The organism is Natrialba aegyptia DSM 13077, assembly GCF_000337535.1.
In the GTDB taxonomy this organism is placed as follows: Archaea; Halobacteriota; Halobacteria; order Halobacteriales; family Natrialbaceae; genus Natrialba; species Natrialba aegyptia.
Window position 1 is genome coordinate 72,693 of record NZ_AOIP01000012.1, and the last position, 18,816, is coordinate 91,508.

18 protein-coding genes and 1 pseudogene are annotated in these 18,816 nt (G+C 61.9%); 13 read left to right on the plus strand and 6 right to left on the minus strand.

What is annotated here, in order from left to right:
• Positions 1 to 2 precede the first annotated feature (2 nt).
• The 4 genes from C480_RS02740 to C480_RS02755 all read left to right on the plus strand — a co-directional run bounded on the left by C480_RS02740 (position 3) and on the right by C480_RS02755 (position 2,582).
• Positions 3 to 386 carry an amphi-Trp domain-containing protein gene (locus tag C480_RS02740; RefSeq protein WP_006664091.1) on the plus strand — a complete coding sequence of 128 codons (384 nt, stop codon included), beginning with the start codon at positions 3 to 5 and terminating at the stop codon, positions 384 to 386.
• A 171-nt stretch (positions 387 to 557) separates the two neighbouring features.
• Complete coding sequence (gene tfe / locus C480_RS02745) at positions 558 to 1,094, plus strand: transcription factor E (RefSeq protein WP_006664092.1); 537 nt, start codon at positions 558 to 560, stop codon at positions 1,092 to 1,094.
• Positions 1,095 to 1,102: 8 nt separating this feature from the next.
• A complete protein-coding gene (locus tag C480_RS02750) occupies positions 1,103 to 1,807 on the plus strand; it encodes a DUF2110 family protein (RefSeq protein ID WP_006664093.1) in 705 nt (234 codons plus the stop codon).
• A 1-nt stretch (position 1,808) separates the two neighbouring features.
• A complete protein-coding gene (locus C480_RS02755) occupies positions 1,809 to 2,582 on the plus strand; it encodes a DUF5803 family protein (protein WP_006664094.1) in 774 nt (257 codons plus the stop codon).
• Positions 2,583 to 2,635: 53 nt separating this feature from the next.
• Here C480_RS02755 and C480_RS02760 read toward each other — a convergent pair whose 3' ends face one another.
• Complete coding sequence (locus C480_RS02760) at positions 2,636 to 3,127, minus strand: chemotaxis protein CheW (protein WP_006664095.1); 492 nt, start codon at positions 3,125 to 3,127, stop codon at positions 2,636 to 2,638.
• Between the two features lie 180 nt (positions 3,128 to 3,307).
• On the opposite strand from C480_RS02760, the gene C480_RS02765 reads away from it, so the two are divergent.
• The 9 genes and pseudogenes from C480_RS02765 to C480_RS02805 all read left to right on the plus strand — a co-directional run bounded on the left by C480_RS02765 (position 3,308) and on the right by C480_RS02805 (position 15,359).
• Positions 3,308 to 4,207, plus strand: a complete 900-nt coding sequence (locus C480_RS02765) for a chemotaxis protein CheW (protein WP_006664096.1) — start codon at positions 3,308 to 3,310, stop codon at positions 4,205 to 4,207.
• A 103-nt stretch (positions 4,208 to 4,310) separates the two neighbouring features.
• Positions 4,311 to 4,673, plus strand: a complete 363-nt coding sequence (gene cheY / locus C480_RS02770; RefSeq protein WP_004214542.1) for a chemotaxis protein CheY — start codon at positions 4,311 to 4,313, stop codon at positions 4,671 to 4,673.
• Positions 4,670 to 5,983 carry a chemotaxis-specific protein-glutamate methyltransferase CheB gene (gene cheB, locus C480_RS02775; protein ID WP_006664097.1) on the plus strand — a complete coding sequence of 438 codons (1,314 nt, stop codon included), beginning with the start codon at positions 4,670 to 4,672 and terminating at the stop codon, positions 5,981 to 5,983. Before cheY ends, cheB begins: the two co-directional genes overlap by 4 nt.
• The gene (locus C480_RS02780; RefSeq protein ID WP_006664098.1) at positions 5,976 to 10,364 is read left to right on the plus strand and encodes an ATP-binding protein; all 4,389 of its coding nucleotides are present in this window, start codon (positions 5,976 to 5,978) and stop codon (positions 10,362 to 10,364) included. Before cheB ends, C480_RS02780 begins: the two co-directional genes overlap by 8 nt.
• A 76-nt stretch (positions 10,365 to 10,440) precedes the next feature.
• Positions 10,441 to 11,046, plus strand: a complete 606-nt coding sequence (locus C480_RS02785; protein ID WP_006109569.1) for a chemotaxis protein CheC — start codon at positions 10,441 to 10,443, stop codon at positions 11,044 to 11,046.
• On the plus strand, positions 11,043 to 12,383 hold the full coding sequence (locus C480_RS02790; protein ID WP_006664099.1) for a chemotaxis protein CheC: 1,341 nt from the start codon (positions 11,043 to 11,045) through the stop codon (positions 12,381 to 12,383). Before C480_RS02785 ends, C480_RS02790 begins: the two co-directional genes overlap by 4 nt.
• On the plus strand, positions 12,380 to 12,901 hold the full coding sequence (locus C480_RS02795; RefSeq protein ID WP_006664100.1) for a chemotaxis protein CheD: 522 nt from the start codon (positions 12,380 to 12,382) through the stop codon (positions 12,899 to 12,901). The genes C480_RS02790 and C480_RS02795 overlap by 4 nt, the downstream gene beginning before the upstream one ends.
• Positions 12,898 to 13,791: pseudogene (locus C480_RS02800) on the plus strand (CheR family methyltransferase); the annotation flags it as partial. The gene C480_RS02795 and the pseudogene C480_RS02800, both read left to right, overlap by 4 nt.
• Before the next feature lie 299 nt (positions 13,792 to 14,090).
• Positions 14,091 to 15,359, plus strand: coding sequence for a hypothetical protein (locus C480_RS02805; protein ID WP_006664102.1), 1,269 nt, complete (start codon positions 14,091 to 14,093; stop codon positions 15,357 to 15,359).
• A gap of 14 nt (positions 15,360 to 15,373) precedes the next feature.
• Here C480_RS02805 and C480_RS02810 read toward each other — a convergent pair whose 3' ends face one another.
• The 5 genes from C480_RS02810 to C480_RS02830 form a co-directional block, all read right to left on the minus strand.
• A complete protein-coding gene (locus tag C480_RS02810) occupies positions 15,374 to 16,150 on the minus strand; it encodes a DUF7289 family protein (protein WP_006664103.1) in 777 nt (258 codons plus the stop codon).
• A complete protein-coding gene (locus tag C480_RS02815; RefSeq protein WP_006664104.1) occupies positions 16,147 to 16,647 on the minus strand; it encodes a DUF7266 family protein in 501 nt (166 codons plus the stop codon). The genes C480_RS02810 and C480_RS02815 overlap by 4 nt, the downstream gene beginning before the upstream one ends.
• Positions 16,644 to 17,444 carry a hypothetical protein gene (locus C480_RS02820; RefSeq protein WP_006664105.1) on the minus strand — a complete coding sequence of 267 codons (801 nt, stop codon included), beginning with the start codon at positions 17,442 to 17,444 and terminating at the stop codon, positions 16,644 to 16,646. Before C480_RS02820 ends, C480_RS02815 begins: the two co-directional genes overlap by 4 nt.
• Positions 17,445 to 17,518: 74 nt before the next feature.
• Positions 17,519 to 18,178: a DUF7288 family protein gene (locus C480_RS02825; RefSeq protein WP_006664106.1), complete on the minus strand. Its 660-nt coding sequence runs from the start codon at positions 18,176 to 18,178 to the stop codon at positions 17,519 to 17,521.
• Between the two features lie 4 nt (positions 18,179 to 18,182).
• Entirely contained in the window at positions 18,183 to 18,815 is a 633-nt protein-coding gene (locus C480_RS02830; RefSeq protein ID WP_006664107.1) for a DUF7287 family protein, read from the minus strand.
• Between the last annotated feature and the right edge of the window lies 1 nt (position 18,816).

Here is an 18,816-nt window from a genome sequence, read left to right on the forward strand (position 1 = left end):
CTATGGCCGACACGACGACGTACGAAGACGAAACGTCACGAGAAGCGGCCGCCGACCGACTGCGAGCGATCGCCGCTGAACTCGAGAGCGGCCCCACCGCGGACATTCAGGTCGGCAATAAACTCTTGGCGCTCTCACCGGGAGAGCCCCTCGAGTACGCGATCGAAGTCGAGGAGCGATCGCCGATGCTCGGCGGAGAGCGCGAGGCGGTCACGGTCACCCTCGGCTGGGAGGAAGCCACTCCTCAGGAAGAGCAAGATGCCGATCGCAGCCAGGGCCAGGGTCACGATCACGGTCGAGATCAAGACGTGGGCCAAGAACCCACACAGAACGACCGAAGCGGAGAATCCGAAACCCAGAGCGAGCAAGACGACAGCCTGCTCTGATACGGTCTGCTGTACCGATTTACCGGCGCAACCGCGCCCGTCCTGCGATTGCGCCGGAAATGACTTACAGCAGTCCGTATGGACCGTCGACGAGCTGGGATCGACACCGCCGCCGGATCGAGGCGGCGTCCCTCAAAAGACTTAATTGCCACATGGCGTTACGGATAGGTAATGGCTTTTGAGGACCTGCTCGAGGATCCAGTCATCCAGAAGTACTTGCACGAGCTGGTCGGTCCCAAGGGGATGCCCGTCGCGGCGGCACCGCCGGACGGGGAAGTGACCGACGAGGAGCTCGCAGAGGACCTAGATCTCGAGTTGAACGACGTGCGGCGTGCGCTGTTTATCCTGTACGAGAACGACCTCGCCAGCTACCGCCGGCTGCGCGACGAGGACTCGGGCTGGCTCACCTACCTGTGGACCTTCGAGTACGACAACATCCCCGAAAACCTCGAATCGGAGATGTACCGACTCCACGAGGCCTTAGAACAGCGCCAGGAGTACGAACGCAACCACGAGTTCTATCTCTGTGAAATCTGCTCGATCCGGTTCGAGTTCGGCGAGGCCATGGACTTCGGCTTCGAGTGTCCCGAGTGTGGCTCGCCGCTCGAATCGATGGACAACGACCGGCTCGTGACGGCGATGGAAGACCGTCTCGCGGCGCTGGAGGACGAACTCAATATCGATGCCAACGTGGATGTGGACGCCTGATCGATAGAATGGTCGTACTCGCAACCAAACTGTACGTCGAGGGCGACGCCCGCGAACGGGCACTTGACTCCTTGCGGTCGCTGGTCGGCAACGAAATCGGCGACCTCGAAGTCGAGTTCGAACTCGGGGTGCGCCACGACGACTTCCCGTCGGTCACAATCGAGGGTGAGGACGCAACCGTCGCGCGAAACGTGCTCCGCGAGGAGTTCGGCGAGATCGTCCCCGATCTCGAGGCCGGCGAGACCTACGTCGGCACGCTCGAATCCTGGGACGAGGACGGACTCGTCCTCGACGCCGGCCAGCCGGTCCGGATTCCGGCGGCCGAACTCGGACTGGGTCCCGGCTCGCCGACGCAGATCCGCGATCGGTACGGGCTGGTCCAACACATGCCGATGCGGTTCGTCTACGGTGGTAGCGGCGGTGATGGCGAGCCTGAGGCCGGAGCCGAACCCCCCTCGCGGCTCGCGGACGAAGAACGCGACCGCCTCTACGAGTGGAGCCGCGGCGACGGTCGGCTCAACGTCAACAGCGCGACCCGTGCGGAGGTTCGGGCCACGCTCAACCGCGCGGGCCACGCCCACGACTACGTCACGATCGAACGGCTCGGACTCCTCGAACAGAGCGTCATCTGCACCGAGAACACGGACCCGCCCGGGTTGCTCGCGAGCATCGGTGAGTACCTCCCGGCCGAACTGCGATGTGTCGTCCCCTAACATGAACCGCCGGCTCGTTCTCGCTTCGGTCGCAGTCGTCCTCCTCGTCGGCCTGGCCGGCTGTTCGGCCTTCGGTGGCGGCATCTCCGACGACGAACTCGACCGCAACCAGTCCTACGACGATCTCCGCGACTCCGATTCCGACGTGGCGATCGACATCGAAGGCGGCAACCTCATCAGCAACGGCGAGTTCCGCGCCGTCTACGATCTAAACGACACCGACGAGCTCTCGTTGTACCGATCGTCGTTCTACCAGGAGGAACCGCTCGACATCCACAGCGTCCGCTACTGGTATCCGAACGGCACCGAAGTGACGGGATCCGAACTCGAGATCGATCAGGGCCAGTCCAGTACCAACGTCCAGGTTCCGGACGGCAACGGAACGATTGCGCTGTCGGGGCAGGCCGGGAGTAACACGTTCCAGTTGCCCGCTTACGTTTCGGGATCCTACGAGGTCACCGTGCCGGAGGGCCACCGCACCTCGAACTTCCTCCTCGGAAACGCCAGACCGGGCGGCTACGATCGGGAAGTCGTCGACGACCGGGAGCGACTCACCTGGGACGAACTCGACAGTACGATCTCGCTTCGCTACTACCAGACGGGGTACATCCCGCTGTTCCTCGGACTCGTCGGCCTGGTCGTCGTGATCGGCTCGATCGGGATCGCCTACTACTACCGGCAGGTCAAGCAACTCCAGCAGGAACGCGAGGAGTTGGGACTCGATGTCGAACTCGAAGACGACGACAACGACGGCCCGCCGCCAGGACTCCGGTAACGGTCACACGCGGCGAGGCTGCACCAGTTCGCTATTCGAGAGACCGGGTCGAATTAGCCGTGAATCGCTTCCTCGTCGAGGAAGACGACCGCCGTTCCATCGTCGTCCCCGCCCGCACTGAACTCGATCCGTCCGGTAACGAATCGGGTACTCGTTCGCGTCGGTTCGAGTTCAGTGCGGGAGACGGTTTTCGTAACGTCCACATCGTCGACGAGCCAGCCGTAGTGTCGCCCGTCGGCGTCGGTATCGGTGAACACCAGGAGAAGCGGCTCCGAGAGCTCGGAGACGGGGCGGCGTGTCGATTCGAAGATGCGGTGGAGATCGACGACGCGAACCTGCTCACCGGAAACGGCGACGCTGCCAGCGTTCCACGGATCGGCGGTTGCGTCGAGGCCGTCGGTATCCGCGATACTGAGAACGGAGGCAACGGCCTCGGCGCGGACGCAGTAGCGGGTGTCGCCGAGGTCGAAGGTGAGAACGCGGAGTTGGTCGGAATCGCTGGAGGACGCTGTGTCGACCGTGGGGTCGTTTGCAGCCGACGTCATAGTGATGTGTGACCTTCGAGGGTGGTGCCAAGTACTTTGTGCAGTTCGAAAGAAGGACCGGCGACAGTGAGAGTCACAGCGGGTGGCGGGATGGCGTGTCGATTAAACGTCACTATCAACACGGCTGACATCCACAGGAGTCAACGTTTTACCACTGGACTGGAATACACCAACAGGAACATGGCCCCGGATCTGCCCGAGAAACTGCTTGGAATCGACATCGACGATGCAGACGCCCGTTCACAGCAGTCGACGATCGATCAAGAGGACGAAGAAGACCGGGTTCGGGTCGTCGGGTTCGGGGTCGGTGGCTACCGGCTCGCCGTTCCCGTCGCCGACGTGCGGACGACGACCGACCGGCCGGACGACCTGACAAGCGTCCCGCGTACCCCCGAGGCGATCGCGGGCATCACGGATCTTCGGGGCGATATCACGGCCGTAATCGACCCCACCGTGCACTTCCCGCCGAAGGCGGCGGATGCGCCGGCCTCGAAAGCGGCTGCCGGTGCAGCGCAAAACGCGCTCCAGTCACCGTCCGAAACGGCCACGCACACTGCCGAGCGGGAACAGCTCCTCGTCTTCGACCGCGGCTCGGACGACCAGTCCGCTGCGATCCGCGTCGAGCAGGTCTACGGCGTCGATGCCGTCCCCGAAAGCAACGTCTTCGACTCGACCACCATCGACGACAGCGACCTCTCCGGTGACGCACTCGAACACCCGCTCGTCAGCGAACTCGTCACGAAAGAGCGAACGGAACGACGACGCGGCCAAACGCGGAGTTCGGAAACGACGGCAGCCAACGCGGGCAGCGTCGGAACGAGCAGTGCAGCCGTCATCGAATCGGCCGACGAGTTCAGCGCCGAGGGTGACGCCGATACCGACGCTACGCTGGAATCACCGACGGCTGCCAGCGCGGATCGCGCCGCAGACAACCGCGAAAACGACCGCGAAAACGACCGCGAAAACGAACGAGAGGACGATCCACGGACGATCATCGAGGTGACGCCAGTCATCGACGTCGAAAAACTCCTGCTCGCCTCCGGCCCGATCGAGCCCTCGTCGGCTGAACTCGAGTCCTGACCCGAGAGCGGCGTCGGATTGGTATCGACACTTATCACGTCTGATAATCGGGAGACAGCATTTATGGTAGTTGTATCGCTACCGGACTGTGGTGTACTAGTGAATGTCGACAGGGGTGCTCATCGTAGACGACTCACATTTTATGCGGAATTTACTGCGACAGATCCTGGAACAGGATCACCGCATCATCGGGGAGGCGTCAAACGGTGCTGAAGCGGTCAAGCTGTACAAAGAACACGATCCCGACATCGTGATGATGGACATCGTGATGCCCAAGTGCAACGGGATCAAGGCGACGGCGGCGATCAAGAAGATCGATCCCGACGCTCGCGTCATCATGTGTACGAGTGTCGGGCAGCGAGAGAAGATGAAACTCGCCGTCAAGGCCGGCGCTGACGGCTACGTCACGAAACCGTTCGAGGAGCCAAGCGTCAGGAAGGCGCTGACAGACGTTATTGCGGCATGACGCGAGTACTCGTTGTCGACGACTCGAGATTCATGCGAACAGTCATCGGCAACGCGCTCACCGAGGCCGGTTACGAGGTCGAAACGGCGACGAACGGGGTCGAAGCGGTCGATATCGTCGCGTCGTTCGACCCGGCCGTCGTGACGATGGACGTCGAAATGCCCGAACTGGGCGGTATCGAGGCCGTAGAACGGATCATGGCCGATAATCCGACGCTGATTCTCATGCTCAGCGCCTACACCGGCGAGGGCACCGACGCGACGCTCGACGCTCTCGAACGCGGGGCGATCGACTTCCTGCACAAGCCCGACGGGTCGGGATCGCGAAACATCGGCCACCTCGCCGATGATGTCGTCGCGAAGGTCGACGAACTCGCGGCCGCCGACGTGTCCTCGCTCGCACTCGCCCGCGCTGCGGCGAGTGCACACGCGACCTCGACGCACGTCGCCAACTCCTCGTCCACGCAAGTCGCCGACGCACCGTCCCGATCCGCGACGCCGGCGGGGACGACGGGAGCGGATGCGAGTACGAGTATCGGCTCGACAGCATCGTCAGTGAACTCGTCTCCAGCAGGCCCCGAAACGCCGTCATCTCCGGCGACCGCAACGCCGGCGGCTGACCGCGCTCGATCCGACACGGACGAGTTCAGCGCGACCGATGCGCCGGTTATCGTTATCGGTGCCTCGACCGGCGGCCCGAAGATCGTCGAACAACTGTTCGCTCGGTTGCCACTTGCGCTCGAGGCGACGGTCGTCGTCGTCCAGCACATGCCGCCCGAGTTCACCGACCGGTTCGCGGCACGACTCGACGCGCACAGCGAGTACGCGGTCCGTGAGGCGACGGACGGTGCTCGGATCGGACCCGGCGAGGCGGTCGTCGCCGCGGGCGGCTCCCATCTGCGGGTAACGGATAGCGAGCGTGAGATCGATGCCGACACGACGGCGGGCCGAACGCGCACGCAGTCGCTTCGCGTTGCACTCGACGACGGCGAGCGTCGCCACGGACTGCGGCCGGCGATCGACGTGACGATGGAGACCGCTGCCGAGCAGGTCGCGGGACCGCTCTGTGGCGTCGTGTTAACGGGAATGGGAAGCGACGGAGCCGCCGGGATCGAAGCGATCCAGGGCGCTGGCGGCTACACCATCGCCCAGAACGAGGCGACGAGCCCGGTCTTTGGCATCCCCTGTCAGGCGATCGAAACGGGATGCGTCGACACGGTCGTCCCCGATACGGGAGTCGTGCCGACGATCCTGAATGCGTTTACGGCCGCTGACACCGGCAACGGCAGCGAAGGTGAGAGCGATGACTGACTACTGGACCGATTTCGTTCGCGAGAGCGAAGACCGGATTACCGAACTGAACAACGCATTGCTGACCTTAGAGCGCAATCCGGACGACGAAGCAGCGATGGACAATATCTTCCGGATCGCGCACACGCTCAAGGGCAACTGCGGTGCTGCAGGACTCGAATCCGCGAGCAACCTCGCACACGCAATCGAAGACGTTCTCGACGCCGTTCGCCGGAACCGGCTGACGGTCTCGCCGGAACTGATGGACGCCGTCTTCGACGCCGTCGACGAACTCGAACGGATGGTCGAGGAGGTCGCCCTCGAGGGCGAGATCGAAACCGATCCATCGGCGACGATCGACTCCCTCCGGGCGCAACTCGAGCCGGCCGCGGAAACGGACGGTCTTTCCTCGCCCTCGACGGCCGAAATAGAGCGCGTTCTCTCGCAGTTCGAGCCCCCAGCGGACGACAACCACAACGCCTACCTCGCACGAATCGAGGTGGCTGACGATGGCGAAAAAGACGACCACAAGGAGATCGACAACGGCATTCTGGTCGTCGAAGCGCTGATCGACGCGTTCGATCTGATCGGGACCGACCCCGATCGATCGACCGTCGCGGACGGCGCTTACGGCACGACCTTCGACGCCGTCTTCGGCAGTGCAGTCGGCAAGGACGCGATCGCCTCCGGACTCGATCCCGTCGGCGAAGTCGCCGACTTCGAACTCGTCGACGTAACGACGCAGTTCGACGATCTCATCGCCGACAGAGAGGAGACAGCCGACACAACGACTGCCGAACCCGGCAGCCAACTCAGCGCCGACGAGGCACAGGAACTCGAAGTCGACGACCTTCTCGACGAGTTCACCGAGTTCGACGACTTAGACGAGAAAGTCGAGGAGGTCGACGATAGCGACCTCGATGTCTTCGACGACATGGGCGATGCGGGCGCGTTCGACGATTTGCTTGCAGACGCCGACGCGGATGTCGACGATCTCGACCTCGGGAGTCCGGCACCGTCGGATCCATCCGCAACGGCAGATGCGGGCCTAAATACGGGCACGGGCCCGGACTCAGCCGACGGGAGCACAGAAACCGACGCCTCCGATTCCTCGGACAGCTCGACTACGGCGACTGAAACGGAACAGGCCTCTGCGACGGCTGCCCCCGACGAAAGCGACGAAAGCGACGAAAGCGACGATGTCGACGACGCGGAGGCCGTCTTCGCAGAACTCAAAGACGAGGTCGACACCGTCGGCTTCGACGAACTCCAGGCGGAACTCGCCGAACTCGAGTTCGACGAGTTCGACCAGGAGGACGAGGTCAGCATGGACGAACTCCTCGGTGATGCGGCCGACGCGGACGAGCAGTTCCTCGCCGGTGACCCCCTGGACACGGACGAAGTCGAGTCCGTATCCGATGCTGAACTCGATGAGCTGGTGGTCGCCGACGACGCGTCGGTATCTGCGGACGATAACGGTGGTGAGACGCTAGCGTCCAATGCTGTCGGTGAGGAGTCTGCTGGTACAGACGAGACGGCCGATGCGCAGGAACGCGAGACTGATGCTGGTGGGGTCGCCGAGTCCGAATCTGCAGCTGGAGCCGCATCCGCATCCGAGTCTGCGTCCGAACGTGATACCGAATCCGAACCCGGGGCCGACACTGCGGACGGAGCGGTTGAACCGGCCGAATCACCCGAGTCGACCGAATCACCCGAGGAGGCGGCCGAATCGGTTGCTGACGATACGTTCGAGTTCGATTCAGAAACGTCTGTAGAGACGGCCGGTTCGGACGACACTGCACCCGAAACAGCATCCGCATCCGCGTTCGAGTTCGAGTCGGATGCCGAGTCTACAACGGCCACGACGCGGGAGTCAGCGACGGCATCGGAGACGGCGGCTGAGACGGACGCCGATCCGCTCAGTGGTTCGTCGACCGACGGTAGTGAGACTGCGGCGTGGTTCGACGAGGCGAACGAGGCGGACGAAACGAACGAGACAATCGGGTCAGATGAGACGGCATCACCCGCCACTGACGATCCCAGTGTCGCCGCTGACAATGCGTCCGCGGTCGATGCCGAATCAGCAGATAGTACCCAGCAATCGGATGCTGGTATCGAACCGAACGCTGAGGGCGATACTGGGGAGTTCAGTGGAGCCGCTCATGGCGACGAATTCGAGTCCGACTCGACGCTGTCGACGCCGACGGATGACTCGACCGACGAGACTGTGGCAAGCGAGGATGACGGGCGAGTCGAGTCGGGAGCCGAGACAGCGGCGGCCGAGACGGCTGAAACAGGAGATACAACCGGTTTCGGCGACGAAGACAGCGATTCCACGGCCTTGGACGAGTCGGAACCTGTCGCCGAGGCGTCCGGGTTTGATTCACAGTCGGGATCGACGACTCCCGAGTTCGAACCCACGGACGCCGACTTCGACACCACCGATGTCGAGAGAGGCAGTGATGAGGAGGCCGATGGAGACAGCGCGTTCAGCGAAGTCGAGACCGCTTTCGATCCGTCAGTCACCGACGATGACGTCGCGTTTGACGACATCGATAGAGCGGACGCCGCCGATGCCGAGGCGTTCACGAGCAGCCTCGATGCAGAAGTCGACGATTCGTCGACGGCGGAAACAGAAACGCCAGCCGAAGCAGATCCCGGGAGTGACTCCGCAACGGACGACCTGGACGGATTCGGTGGCTTCGACGACGCGTTCGCGGATCTCGACGAAGAACTCGAGAACGAGCCACAGCCGTTCGAATCCGACTTCGATTCAGCCGCCGATGTCGGGACCGATTCCGGGTTCGAGACGACACCCGACTCGAGCGCAGACAGTTCGGACGGTGGCGCTGCATTCAGCGGAGAATCCTCCGCGACGGATTCGCCACGCATCGACGAACCGGCCCTCGAGATCCCCGACATCACCGTCCCGGAAACGGTCGAACGGCCGGACACGGACCAGGAGACTGACGAAATCCAGTCCGTCCGGGTCGATGTCGAGCAGATCGACGAACTGCTCACGCTCGTCGAGGGGCTGGTGACGAGTCGCGTCAGGCTCCGCCACGAGGTCGAATCCGGCCAGTTCGGCCAGTCTATTGCCGACACCGGTGCGATCACCGACGAACTCGACGACCTCGAGGACCTGACGACGGACCTTCAGGAGACGGTGATGGACGTCCGACTCGTTCCGCTTCGGACGGTCGCGAACCGACTGCCGCGCGTCGTGCGCGATATCGCCCGCGACCAGGGCAAGACCGTCGCCTTCGAGATGAGCGGCGAGGACGTTGAACTCGACCGGAGCATTCTCGACCAACTTCGAGATCCGTTGATCCACCTCGTCCGAAACGCGGTGGATCACGGGATCGAATCCCCCGAAGAGCGGGACGCCACCGACAAACCGGAAGAGGGGACTGTCGAGGTTTCGGCGTCTCGCTCGCGGGATCGAGTCGTGATCACAGTGTCGGACGACGGCAGTGGTCTCGATCCCGAGCGGCTTCGCTCTGAAGCGGTCGAAGAAGGCATCCTCTCTGCGGATGACGCCGCTGCACTGGACGACGAATCGGTTGCAGATCTCGTCTTCCACCCTGGCTTCTCGACGACCGAAGGGGTCACGGATGTCAGTGGCCGCGGCGTCGGCATGGACGTCGTCAAGCGGACGATCGAGGACCTCGATGGGTCAGTTTCGATCGAGGCCGAACCGGATGAGGGAACGACCGTGACGATGTCGGTTCCCGTGTCTATCGCGATCGACGACGTGCTATTCGTCGAAAGCGGCGGCGAAGAGTTCGGTATTCCGACGAAGGCGGTTTCGGATATCGTTCCGGTCGAACTGGTCGAGGAAGTCGATGGTGAGGCGGTCTTGCTGGATAGTGCTGGAAGTAGCGAGACGGACCGTGGTGTCGAGGTCGACGTCGAGGCTGGGGTGGGGGCTGTAGAGACCGACGGAGATGATGTTGGTAACGATGATGAGAATGCGACAGCCACCGACGATGACGATACCGACGAGAGTACGCAGGAACGGGGAACACCGGTGATTCGACTCGACGAAGAACTCGGTGTGACCGACGAGCCGGCAGCCGGCTCGGAGACGGATACCAGTGCCAGCACCGAGACCAGTGCAGGCACCGCACTTGACACAGCCACGGCCGGAGCACGATCTGGGCCGGCTGCAACGGACAGCCGAGACGACAGGCCGGGTCCGCGAAGTCCGGCACGCGGGATGGTCGTTCGGATCCGCGAGGATGTGCGACCGATCGCGCTTCGCTGTGACGCCGTTTACGGCCAGCAAGAAGTCGTTGTCAAGCCGTTCGAAGGGTTCATGGCAAATCTGCCGGGGCTCAGCGGCGCAACGGTTCGTGGCCGCGGGAAAATTGTCAATATTCTAGATGTGACGACACTATGAATGGAACGGTATCGAAATCGAGACACGGAGAACCGGTTGCGGTTGCAGACACTGACGCATATCGACGGAGGAATTCATGACGCTGATGGTCGACATTCGGAAACTGAGTTTCATTAACGAAATGGCAAAGGTCGGGACGAACGGCGTCGCCGACAACATGACCAAACTGACCGGGGAGGACGCCCAGATGGAGGTGATGAAGACGAACTTTATCGATGTTGACGACATCGATTCGCAACTCGAACCCGGCAAGCGAGTCGGGGTGCGCGTTCGCCTTCTCAACCCGCCACACGGGCACATTCTCATCCTGTTCCCGGAAGAGAGCGCGAAGAAGATCACGGCGATCATGCTCAACGATGTCGTCGATGATATGTCCGATGTCTCCGGAAAGATGGCCAGAAGCGCCGTCGAGGAGATGGGGAACATGATGGCGAGTGGCTTCATCGACGGCTGGGCCGACGTGATGGGGCGGATGATCGATACCGCGGCACCACAGCTCGTCTACGCTCCCGGTGAAGAAATCGTTACCCGGACAGCCGGGCTCGGAAACGACGATCTCGCCCTGTTCTTTGACTCGGACCTGACGGTGCCGAGCTACCAGATCGAGGCCGAGATCTACGCGTTCCCGGACCTAGAAGAGTTCGTCGAACTGGTCAACGGTATCGACGTTCAAACCGCATGAAACTCGACGTCAACGCACTCGGGACGTTCTACCGAATGGCTCGAGAGGGGGCCGGCCTGGCAGCGGGGCGGTTGACACACATGACTGACGTCGAGACCCGGGCTGGCGTGACGAAACTCAACTTCATGCGCGGTCGGGAGATCCGACGCGACTTCGAGGATTCGACGTCGAAAGTCGGCGTTCGGGTCGAACTCACCGGGGCGATCGAGGGCTACTCGGTCATCGTCTTCGAGCGCGAGAACGCCCTGCGGATCGTCGAGAGTTTACTCGAGGAGTCAGCTACGGACACGGACACGGAGTCCGAACTCTCGGGCGAGGCCGGTGAACTCGACGAGTTCAACGAGATGACCCGCAGCGCTGCGACGGAGGTTGGAAACATCATGAACAACGGGTTCATCGACGGCTGGGCCGACGTGCTCGAAACCGTTATCGATGTCTCGACGCCGGAGTTCGTCGAGGGGCGCTCGGCGGATACCTTCTTCGACGAGGTCGAGAAGGCACCCGCGGGCGACGACCTCGCGTTGCTCTTTCAGAGTCAGATCGAGACGGTCGAGACCCAGGTCGGGTTCAGTCACTATCTGTTTCCCGAACGCGAGTCGATGGCGGCGTTGCTCGATCGGCTCCGGACCAGCGGCGGTATCGAGTACGACAAACTCGACGGCTTCGACCGGATGGCCGAACGCGGTGCCGAAGAGGTTGCCAAGACGGCGACGACGCTGACCGGTATCGATACGAGCGTCGAGATTCGCCGGCTCAATTTCGTTTCCCTGGAGACGATTCCCGAGCAGGTGCCCGATGAACGACTCGTCGGCGTCGCCTTCGAGTTCGACGGCGTACCAAGTGGCTACCTCTTATTCCTGTTCGACGAGGAATCCGCAAACGAAATCGTCGACGCCATGGTGCCGACGGGGGCTGGTGACACGGAGGAGACGGAGGGCTTCGGCCAGATGGGCCAGAGCGCAATCCAGGAGCTGGGAAATATCATGGCGAGCGGGTTTCTCGACGGTTGGGCGAACGTGCTCGATACGACGATCGACCACTCGACGCCCGAGTTCATCCACGATATCGGGGCTGCGGCCGTCGATCCCGTCGTGATCCAACTCGGCGAGGACCAGGAGTTCGCGTTCGTCTTTGATACCGTTATCGTGGCCGCCGGACGCGAGTTCGACTGTGAAGTCTATGCGATTCCGGACGAGTCCGACCTCGAACGGGCGCTAAACGATCTCGACGTGGATCGGATCGAAGAGGAACCGACGACGGCCGAATTCCAGAACGTTACCGGTACTGGCACTGACGGTGGCGCTGGTACTGGCACGGATACCGATACCGACACATGAAGACCTACGGCACAGAACCGGGCGCGCCGACGTCGGTTCAGGTCGGAATCTCCGAACTGACCGTCAGCGACGGCGACGATACACTCAAATCCTACGGACTCGGGTCGTGCGTGGCGATCGCACTGTACGATCCGGAAACGGAGATCGGCGGCCTCGCCCACACCATGTTACCCGACGGCGACGAGGCCGAAAACAGCGACCGCAAACCCGGAAAGTACGCGGATACCGCTATCCGGGCCCTTTTGCGGCGCATGGTCGAACGCGGTGCAAGCTACACCACCGTCGAGGCGAAACTCGCCGGCGGCAGCGACATGTTCGAGTTCGATAGCTTCGGTGACGGCGTCGGCAAGCGCAACATCGACGCCGCCAAAGCTGAACTCGAGAAGTTAGGCGTCCCGCTCGTCGCGTCGGATCTCGGCGGCGACCGCGGCCGAACCGTCGAGTTCACCCCTGAAACCGGAACCCTGCTCGTGAAAAGTTCTGACGAGAATGGCAATCAAGGTGTGACGGAACTATGAGCGGTGGTACCGACGTCGACCCCGATGACGTTCGTGGTGATCCCGAGCGATTCGCTGCCCTGATCGGCTACGTCGAGGACGAACTCGCGTTCGCGACGAGTCACTACAACGACAGCTATCTCGACCGACGGGTCGCTTCGCGGATGCGCCGAACGCGCAGCGATACGTATCTCGAGTACCTCGAGACATTGCGCTCCGACCCGGACGAACGGGAGGCGCTGCTCGGGGCGTTGAGCATCAACGTAACCGGCTTTTTCAGGAACCCCGAAGTCTGGGACGGAATCCGGAAGATCCTTCGTCACTACAGTGCCGTGGGAGACGACGAGCCGATCCGAATCTGGAGTGCCGCCTGTGCAGACGGCCGCGAACCGTACTCGCTATCGCTGCTCGCACACGCCGATCCGGCGATCGACGCCGAGCGGGTCGAGATTCTCGGAACGGACATCAGTGTCCCCGCACTGGAGACGGCCCGGACGGGCATCTACGAGGAACCACGCACCGTCGATCTGGGTGACCAACTGTCGTTTCTCGACGACTACGGACCCTCCGATCAGTACATCCAGCAACGCGACCGCACCTACCGAGTCGATGAGACGATTCGCCGCTCCGTCTCGTTCGAACGACACGACTTGATCAACGACGCTCCCAAATCCGGATTCGAACTCGTCGTCTGCCGAAACCTGTTTATCTACATCGACAACGCCTACAAACGGCCGATGTTGGAGACGATCGCCCGATCGCTCACGCCGGGCGGCTATCTGGTGATCGGGAAAGCAGAGACGATTCCACCGACGCTCAAATCCGCCTTCGAGGTCCGTGATGCCCGCCTTCGGATCTACCAGCGGGGCGATGCTCAACAGACTCGCCAGCAACCGACCCAGACACGATCGGCCGGTAGCGAGGGTGACACCGATACGGCTGGTGGCGCGACTCTGGCGACGAACACAGATTCCGCAGCCGACAGCGAGACAGACACCACCGACGACGCCGACGATGCCAACGATGCCGACAATGCCGACGGCGATACCGATTCTGACTCCGAAATCGACGCCGAGACCGCTGTCGTCGAGCCAACGGGCGGCTCGGAGTAAGAGCCGAGTGACAGTGCGCGTGAGATCCGTCCTCCACACCTGAGAGTAGTCGAGCGTTACATGATCCTCCGCCGAGTACGCTCTCCCGAGACAGATTCATGACTGGCGCTGCGCTTCAGTCGTTCATCGCTCGATCACAGTCCGTGATCGACTCCTCGCCGCCAGCCGACCGCCCCTCGACACGCGTCTGGCTCGTCGATCCACTCCTCGAAACGCTCGGCTGGAACGTCCACGCAGACTCGTGTACGACCGATACGACTATCGACGGCACGCCACTCGAGTACGTCCTCGAAATCGAAGGCGTCCCCGCCTTCCTCGTCGCCGTCGAACCAGCCGCGGCCACACTCGACCAATCCCGCGCCGTCTCCCTCCTCGAAACGATGACCTGGAGCGGTATCGACCGCGCTCTCTACACGAACGGCCACGAGTTCATCTGGCTTGCCGACAGTACTGGAACCACTGGCACCGGTACCAGTACCGACACCGACACCGACACCGACACCGACACCGACACCGTCTCCGTCGGCGTCGACCACCTCGTCTGTGACCTCGCCTCGCTCGCCGACCACGCTCCCTCGGTCGATCACTTCACCCGGTCGACCATCGGCCAGCAACTCGACCCCAGCGCTCGCTCCGCAGTCGCCCGGCAACTCGCCCTCGAGCGCCGGGCAGTCGTCGACGCCCTCGTCGCTGAACTCGTTTCGACGACGCGGTCGGAAGGCGACAGGGTTGACGAACTCGAGGCGCTAACGGAGCGATTCGTCGAACAGCTCATCGTGGTGTTTGCGGACGATGACAGCCATGTAGCGACAGCTAGCGAAGACTCGGCCGAAATATCGTTTCAGTTTACCGACTCGTCGGCGACCGACGAGGAGACCGTGGGGACGGGGTCAGTGGCCGCAGATGCGCAAGCCTCGGCGGGCGCTGATAGTGACACTGATCGCCCGGCAGAGACGACGGAGTCAGAGACCGAAACGGTCGATACCGAAACTGAACTCGGCATCGAGACGGAAACCGAAACGACCGACGGCGACGGCAGCTACGTCGTCCGGTTTTTCAATGACCGCGGTTCGATCGGCGCAATCGGCCATTCGAGTTCACGCCAGGCGCTCGTTCAGGCGGCGGAGTACCTCTTCGAACGCGGACTGAGTGGTGTTGCCGTGCCGTGGCAGCCGCCGGATGGCGAGCGGACGGTCCTGAACGATGAGCCAATCGTCGCCGATGGGTCTCCGATGGAGTCGCCACAGCAACTCTCGAACGGACTGTATCTCGAGACGGCGGGCACTGCCGACGAGCACGCTGCTCGCGTCGAGTCCCTTACGGCACGGGCCGGCTTGCGAGCGATGCTGACGGAAGCGTGGGCGTAGCGCAGTCTCTCATATCAGTACTCGATCGTCGCCTCAACGACCGTCACGAGCACTTCATCGACGCTGTCACACACGCCGTTATTCCAGCCGTTGCGCTCGAGAACGCCCTCTTCCCAGGCGCGTTCGGCTGATGACTCCTCAACGTCGATCGAGACATCCTCCGAAACGTCGATAATCTCGACGGTCCGATCAGTGGGAGTCATCGTAAACTGGAGTCCATCACTGCTCTGGATCGACCGCTCGGTCGCATTGAGCGCCACCAGCGAGATTACTGCTCGATCGCGTTCAGGCGAACACATCACCTGCGGCTGTCTTACGACTGCACTGCCGGTCTCGCCCTCTCGAACGACGGCACCGCCATCGTAGGCGATCGTCTCCGAGCCGGCCGCGTATCTGAACTCGCCGAGCGTCACGGTCTCCGTATCGGGATCGTAGAACTCGCTACCGTATCGGTTTGTGATCGGGGTTCCATCGACGGAGACGTTCAGTTCGGTTCCGCCGTCTCCGGTCGTCACCGTCCCCTCTCGTAACGAGAGTTCACTATCGCGTTCTTCGATCCCACTGTACTGTAAGACGTCGTTGAAGTTCTCCGCGAGAGCGTCCATCGCCCGCTCGGCGTTTCGCAACTGTTCGTTTTCCTGATAGTCTTCCATCGCCTGGAAGCCGGTCACCGAGAGGAGCGCGACGGACGAGAGGATGATACCGAAGACGAGGATAAACGCGACGACTTCGGAGATCGCGCGCTCGTCGGTGTGGAACGAACGCGGCGGGTTTGGATCGTGCCCGCTCATCGGTTCCCACCGTCGATCGTCAGGAAGTCCCCATCGGCGCTGATCTCGATTGTTCCACCCGGCGCTGAACTCTCGTTGATCTCTACTTCGGTGACGACAACGGGGACGTAAACGACAGTATCGGCCCCGTTCGACGTGAGTTTGACACAGTCCGTTTCGCCATCCAGAAGCGGTGCCTCGCAGTTTTCGGCTATCTCGACGGTGTATCCGGAGTTCGCGACCGTTCGTGGGTGGGACGCTCTGATCGTCACGGTATCGTCGCCAAGCCGGTCGACGCTTTCAATTTCACCGGCAATCCGCTCACCGATCGTCTCTAATGAGTGCTCTGCAGACCGATCCGTCTCCGTATCGAGCAACCCGCCAGCACTGGTGAGTAAGAGCGCGATCAAGATGGTCGTGATCCCGATCGTCAACACGTGCGTGACGGCGATCGACATCCCCCGATCGGTATCGCTCCGTTCGAGGGAATGGGTGGCGGAACTGGAATCGAAACTCATGTGCCGCCTCCGTAGACCGAGACATCGTCTGTTTGCTCGAACGAGACTGTGTTCGATTCGTAGGTTATCGTGGCCGTTACTGCCCACGCACCGTTGTGTGTGTTCAGCCTGGTATCCAGGCTATTATCCCCTTTCGCGACGAGTTCGTACGTCCCATCGACGTTCGAGCCGACGGTGACGGTCACGTCGTCGTATTCCGTGTCGGGATCGAACACCTGCGGAACGTCCGATCGAGAGGTTCCATTGACCGTGCCAGCGACAAGATCGATTCGTGCAGGAGTCGACCCGACCGTTCCGCTGTCGATCCTCGTCGAGTCGGTCGAGTTGTCGATAACTATTCCATCGCCGTTGAACTCCTCGATCTCGAGGACGAAGTGGCCGACCTGCGCGTTGTGATCGTCGGCAGAGATGTTCCCACCGTTGAGATCGTCAACATCTCCAGTTGCACCCGTCGCCTCACTGGCCGGGCTCGATTCGATACCAATATCGGTCATCACAGCGCCCCCACTCGCCGTTACGTTCCGGAAGAGCGATGGATAGCCGTTGATGCTATAGTCATCATCATCGAGATTAGATCGATGCACGATCCCAGCCACACCGTTTTCGAGTTCATACTGGGTCACCTCGACATCGGCAGCGCTCTGGCTGGTTGAACTCGAAGAGATGGTTTCGGTGTAGAGAACGCCGTTGAAGACGACGACGATACCGAGGATGATGAACGCGAGTGCGATAGCGCCGATGAGGATGATCTGGCCCCGGCCGTGGCGTTGCTGCTGATCACCGGGAGATCCTTGCACGGGTTGAACACGGTTACGAGTCCGCTTCCGTTTCTGAGTCCGGGACCGATTCTGGGATTCGGCAGGCTGGTCCGCTACCATACGACCAGTCGCACCTCCACAACGTTGTAGACCGAATCATCAACGCCTTCTGCGGGAGGAATCACGGGATCCTCGTTCTCCGAATCCGATGCAAACTCCTCGAGTGTTTGGTCGTTAGCTGGCGTAACGTACTGGCCATCATACAAAGTCACAGTATAACTTGCTGTAATCGCGTCTGCCGACGGACTTCCCTGATAGACTGCCGTCTTGTGTTCGGTCTCGATCTCAGTTCCGTCCGTGTAGTGGAACTCGAGGTTGTAGTTCCACCCCTGATTCGCGAACCGTTGGTTCAGAATCCCACCCAGAACGGAAGCGTTCTCCAGCTCGTTCTGCGTGAACGTCTCGTGATCCTCACCGGGTGCAACGGACCCGTTTGTACCTGCAAAGCCGCCGTCTTCGTCCCAGTGGCGGAGCAACGCTGATATATTCTCGTCGTGATCGGCGACGACGAGTGCATCCTGCGCTTCCTGTTGGACCTGCGACTGGACCGATCGGTCGGCCAGTCCGCCGGATGATGGCGTGATGACCACTGACTGGAGCGCAAAGAGGACGGCCAGCAGCACGACCATCGCGCCGATGAACCCCTCGAGCGTGTAGGCCTGACCGCGATCGGTGTGAGTGGAGTCCGTGGGTGGTGACTGTCGGTTCCTCATACGGTCACCACGTCCTCACGACGAGTCTGCACGCTGGCTCACAGTCACCGTCGTCGAGGATCCCCTCTTCATCGGCCACCGTAACGATTCTCGCGGCACTTGCTGCTGACTGATTGTTGTACGTCTCTCCGGCAGCCAGTGCCGTCGAGTTCACGTACTGTTCGTCGGGTGGTCCATCGGTAAGCGTCTCAACGCTTACGTTTACCCGGTCGAAAGCCACCGTTTCACCCCCGTTCTCACTCGCACGCAATCCGAGTTCAGTTCGCAACTCCGCGGCCGAGTGTCCCGCATAGCGGTCTTCGAACTCGCTGGCATTGATCTCGTTCGGCCGATCACTCTCGGAGAGGTTTGTGACGACCTGGTCTGCGATTCGGTCGGCCTGTGCGATCTCCGCACCGCCGGCCGACGAATCGAACGGCGTGATCAGCGAGGGGAGAAACGAGAACACGAACGCCATCGCCAGGATGAAGATCCCGATCCCGACCACGAAGTCTTGCGTGGTCTGTCCACGCCGTCCGCGGGTTAGAGACCGGCGTTCGATTCCGGTTTCGGTTCCTGTTTCGGTTCCGATTCCAGTTCCAGTTCGCGTTCTCGTTTCAGCCTCGATCGAACTCGTCTCTGTCCGTTTCCCGCGCATG

Bases quoted from the DNA above. Each gene is read 5' to 3' on its own strand.
- C480_RS02785 (WP_006109569.1), top strand. From the start codon at position 10,441: ATGACGCTGATGGTCGACATTCGGAAACTGAGTTTCATTAACGAAATG.
- C480_RS02815 (WP_006664104.1), bottom strand. From the start codon at position 16,647: ATGAGTTTCGATTCCAGTTCCGCCACCCATTCCCTCGAACGGAGCGAT.
- C480_RS02825 (WP_006664106.1), bottom strand. From the start codon at position 18,178: ATGAGGAACCGACAGTCACCACCCACGGACTCCACTCACACCGATCGC.
- C480_RS02750 (WP_006664093.1), top strand. From the start codon at position 1,103: ATGGTCGTACTCGCAACCAAACTGTACGTCGAGGGCGACGCCCGCGAA.
- C480_RS02795 (WP_006664100.1), top strand. From the start codon at position 12,380: ATGAAGACCTACGGCACAGAACCGGGCGCGCCGACGTCGGTTCAGGTC.
- C480_RS02740 (WP_006664091.1), top strand. From the start codon at position 3: ATGGCCGACACGACGACGTACGAAGACGAAACGTCACGAGAAGCGGCC.
- C480_RS02810 (WP_006664103.1), bottom strand. From the start codon at position 16,150: ATGAGCGGGCACGATCCAAACCCGCCGCGTTCGTTCCACACCGACGAG.
- cheB (WP_006664097.1), top strand. From the start codon at position 4,670: ATGACGCGAGTACTCGTTGTCGACGACTCGAGATTCATGCGAACAGTC.
- cheY (WP_004214542.1), top strand. From the start codon at position 4,311: ATGTCGACAGGGGTGCTCATCGTAGACGACTCACATTTTATGCGGAAT.
- C480_RS02765 (WP_006664096.1), top strand. From the start codon at position 3,308: ATGGCCCCGGATCTGCCCGAGAAACTGCTTGGAATCGACATCGACGAT.
- C480_RS02830 (WP_006664107.1), bottom strand. From the start codon at position 18,815: ATGCGCGGGAAACGGACAGAGACGAGTTCGATCGAGGCTGAAACGAGA.
- tfe (WP_006664092.1), top strand. From the start codon at position 558: ATGGCTTTTGAGGACCTGCTCGAGGATCCAGTCATCCAGAAGTACTTG.
- C480_RS02755 (WP_006664094.1), top strand. From the start codon at position 1,809: ATGAACCGCCGGCTCGTTCTCGCTTCGGTCGCAGTCGTCCTCCTCGTC.
- C480_RS02780 (WP_006664098.1), top strand. From the start codon at position 5,976: ATGACTGACTACTGGACCGATTTCGTTCGCGAGAGCGAAGACCGGATT.
- C480_RS02760 (WP_006664095.1), bottom strand. From the start codon at position 3,127: ATGACGTCGGCTGCAAACGACCCCACGGTCGACACAGCGTCCTCCAGC.
- C480_RS02790 (WP_006664099.1), top strand. From the start codon at position 11,043: ATGAAACTCGACGTCAACGCACTCGGGACGTTCTACCGAATGGCTCGA.
- C480_RS02805 (WP_006664102.1), top strand. From the start codon at position 14,091: ATGACTGGCGCTGCGCTTCAGTCGTTCATCGCTCGATCACAGTCCGTG.